The organism is Halorubrum sp. SS7 (assembly GCF_005435055.1).
In the GTDB taxonomy this organism is placed as follows: domain Archaea; phylum Halobacteriota; class Halobacteria; order Halobacteriales; family Haloferacaceae; genus Halorubrum; species Halorubrum salinarum.
In genome coordinates this window covers 1-275 of record NZ_SGXV01000530.1, presented here as the reverse complement: position 1 = coordinate 275, position 275 = coordinate 1, and the positions used below count along the sequence as shown (strand labels likewise).

The 275-nt window shown below is 68.4% G+C and carries 1 protein-coding gene; it reads left to right on the top strand.

Annotation, left to right across the window (positions count from 1 at the left end):
• The coding region (locus EXE44_RS19045; RefSeq protein ID WP_274595406.1) for a DNA primase small subunit domain-containing protein at positions 1-275 on the top strand (275 nt) is incomplete at both ends.

Sequence of the window (275 nt, the reverse complement as noted above, 5' to 3'; positions counted from 1 at the left end):
CAACGCGCCGCGACACGCCTACTTCTCGGCCGCGCGCTACGACGAGCCGGGGGCTGCGACGATGGGACAGAAGGGGTGGCGGAACGCCGACCTCGTCTTCGACTTAGACGCCGACCACCTCCCCGGCGTCGACCCCGAGACCACCTCGTACCCCGAGATGCTGGCGGCGTGTAAGGACGCCCTCTTTCGGCTCTTGGACTTCCTCGACGACGACTTCGCGTTCGAGGACGTGACCGTCGTCTTCTCCGGCGGGCGCGGCTACCACGTCCACGTCC